The sequence below is a fragment of the Streptomyces chilikensis genome (genome assembly GCF_001642695.1).
Lineage (GTDB): Bacteria > Actinomycetota > Actinomycetes > Streptomycetales > Streptomycetaceae > Streptomyces > Streptomyces chilikensis.
The window spans coordinates 1-2,379 of sequence record NZ_LWCC02000026.1; the positions used below are offsets into that span (position 1 = coordinate 1).

The 2,379-nt window shown below is 77.7% G+C and carries 3 protein-coding genes and 1 pseudogene; 3 read left to right on the top strand and 1 reads right to left on the bottom strand.

Features of this window, described 5'->3' with window-relative positions; all coding sequences use genetic code 11:
* Positions 1-407: pseudogene (locus tag A2U95_RS21185) on the bottom strand (hypothetical protein); the annotation flags it as partial.
* Positions 408-548: 141 nt separating this feature from the next.
* On the opposite strand from A2U95_RS21185, the gene npdG reads away from it, so the two are divergent.
* The 3 genes from npdG to A2U95_RS21200 form a co-directional block, all read left to right on the top strand.
* Positions 549-1,265 (top strand): NADPH-dependent F420 reductase, encoded by a 717-nt coding sequence (npdG, locus tag A2U95_RS21190; RefSeq protein WP_166025694.1) that lies wholly within the window; start codon positions 549-551, stop codon positions 1,263-1,265.
* 103 nt (positions 1,266-1,368) lie between these two features.
* Entirely contained in the window at positions 1,369-1,557 is a 189-nt protein-coding gene (locus A2U95_RS21195) for a hypothetical protein (RefSeq protein WP_166025696.1), read from the top strand.
* 35 nt (positions 1,558-1,592) lie between these two features.
* Positions 1,593-2,379, top strand: a 787-nt coding sequence (locus A2U95_RS21200) for an AfsR/SARP family transcriptional regulator (protein ID WP_166025697.1), incomplete at its 3' end; no start/stop codon positions are given.

Genomic DNA, 2,379 nt, shown 5'->3' on the forward strand with positions numbered 1-2,379 from the left:
CCCCGGGGCCCGGCGAGGGCCAGCACCGTCGCCCCGGCGCGCCGGGCGTCGCGCACCCGCTCCAGCAGTTCGGCGCCCGTCGCGTCCGGCGCCACCACCAGCAGCGTCTCCCCGCGCCGGGCCGCCTCCAGCCGCCCCAGCCCGACGGCCAGGTGGGCCGGGTCCGAGGCCCGCGCGGCGTGCCGCACCAGCGTGGGGGAGAGCTCCGGCGTGCCCGACCAGGCCGCCTCGTCCACCAGGTGCGCCGCCAGGTGCCACGGCTCGTAGGCGGGCGTGCCCACCAGCAGCAGCCCTCCGCCGTGCGACACCACCGACCCGCGCAGCACCCCCGCGAACCGGCGCGTCGCGTCCAGCCACTCGGTTCCGGCCAGGACCTCGCGCAGCAGCGCCACCCGTACGGCATCCATGGGGCGCATGGTGCCGCAGCCCCGTGCCCCCGAGCGCCGGGTCCGCCGCCGATTCCCCCGAAGTGACGGCCCGGCGTGGCGCGGGGTGACGTGAGGTACGCCACCGCGGTGCGGCGGCCCCCCGCACGTAAAGTCAGGCTCATGACCACTACAGACAGTGCGCAGAACACTCCCCGGAAGGCTCCCGCCAAGGACCCCTGGGACCTCCCCGACGTCTCCGGGATGACCGTCGGCGTCCTCGGCGGCACCGGTGACCAGGGCCAGGGCCTCGCCTACCGCCTCGCCCGGGCCGGCCAGAAGGTGATCATCGGCTCCCGCGCCGCCGACCGCGCCCGCGCCGTCGCCGAGGAGGTGGGCAACGGCGTCGAGGGCGCCGACAACGCGGAGTGCGCCCGCCGCAGCGACATCGTGATCGTCGCCGTGCCGTGGGACGGCCACGCCAGGACGCTGGAGTCGCTGCGCGAGGAACTCGCCGGCAAGCTCGTCGTCGACTGCGTCAACCCGCTCGGCTTCGACAAGCAGGGCGCCTACGCGCTCCGGGTGGAGGAGGGCAGCGCCGCCCAGCAGGCCGCCGCGCTGCTGCCGGACTCCCGGGTCACCGCCGCCTTCCACCACCTCTCCGCCGTCCTGCTGAAGGACCCGGAGATCGACGAGATCGAGACCGACGTGATGGTGCTCGGCGAGGAGCGCGCCGACGTCGAGATCGTCCAGGCGCTCGCCGGCCGCATCCCCGGCATGCGCGGCATCTTCGCCGGCCGGCTGCGCAACGCCCACCAGGTGGAGTCGCTGGTCGCCAACCTGATCTCGGTGAACCGCCGCTACAAGGCCCACGCGGGCCTGCGGCTCACCGACGTCTGACATCCGCCGCGCGGCCGGCCCGGGGAGGCGGCGCGGGCGGGACCGGGGCATGGGGGACACTGGGAGGGCACGAGCACGTCCCCGCCGCCCAGGAGCGACCACCATGCCCCGCCTCGCCCTCTACGCCCTCGTCGTGTGCGTCCTTTCCGTGGTCGCCGCCGTCGTCTCCTTCGTCGAGGGCACCTGGTGGCTCGGCATCGTCTGGGTGCTGCTCGCCGGGCTCTCCTCGAACATGTGCTGGTACTACTACAAGCGCACCAAGGCGGAGCGCGGTCACTCGGCGACCCGCTGACCCCTCCCCCCGCGCGTGCGGGGGACAATGGCGGGGTGCGCTACCAGGTCCTCGGCACCACCCAGGCCACCCGCCCCGACGGCACCCCCGTACCGGTCGGCGGGGCGCGGCTGCGCGCGCTGCTGACCCTGCTCGCCCTGCGGGCCGGACGCGCCGTCCCGTCGGCCGTGCTGGTCGACGAGGTGTGGGCGGGGGAGCCGCCCGCCGACGCCACCGGCGCCCTCCAGGCCCTCGTCGGTCGGCTGCGGCGGACCCTCGGCGCGGACGCGGTGACCTCCGCGGAGGGCGGCTACCGGCTGGCCGCCGACCCCGACGACGTCGACCTGCACCGCTTCGACCGGCTCGCCGCGGACGGGCTGCGCGCCCTCGACGGCGGCGACCCGGCCAAGGCCGCCCACGCCCTCGACGAGGCGCTCGCCCTCTGGCGCGGCCCCGCCCTCGCCGACCTGCCCGACCCCGGCGCCTGTGCCGCCCGCTGGGAGGCCCGCCGCCTGGAGGTCCGCCGGGCCCGCCTCACCGCCGCCCTCGCCCTCGGCGAGGCCGCCGCAGCGCTCCCCGACCTCACCGCCCTGTGCGAGGCCCACCCCCTCGACGAGCCGCTGCAGGCGCTGCGCCTGCGGGCCCTCGCCGCCACCGGCCGCCCCGCCGAGGCGCTCGCCGCCTACGGCGACCTCCGCCGCCACCTCGCCGACACCCTCGGCACCGACCCGGGCCCGGTCCTGCGCGCCGTGCACGCGGACCTGCTGCGCGGCGACGCGGACCCGCACGGCGCGGGCCCGCACGGCGCGGTCACGCCCCCCGTCCCGCGCTCCGGCGCCCGGG

Bases quoted from the DNA above. Each gene is read 5' to 3' on its own strand.
- A2U95_RS21195 (WP_166025696.1), top strand. From the start codon at position 1,369: ATGCCCCGCCTCGCCCTCTACGCCCTCGTCGTGTGCGTCCTTTCCGTG.
- npdG (WP_166025694.1), top strand. From the start codon at position 549: ATGACCACTACAGACAGTGCGCAGAACACTCCCCGGAAGGCTCCCGCC.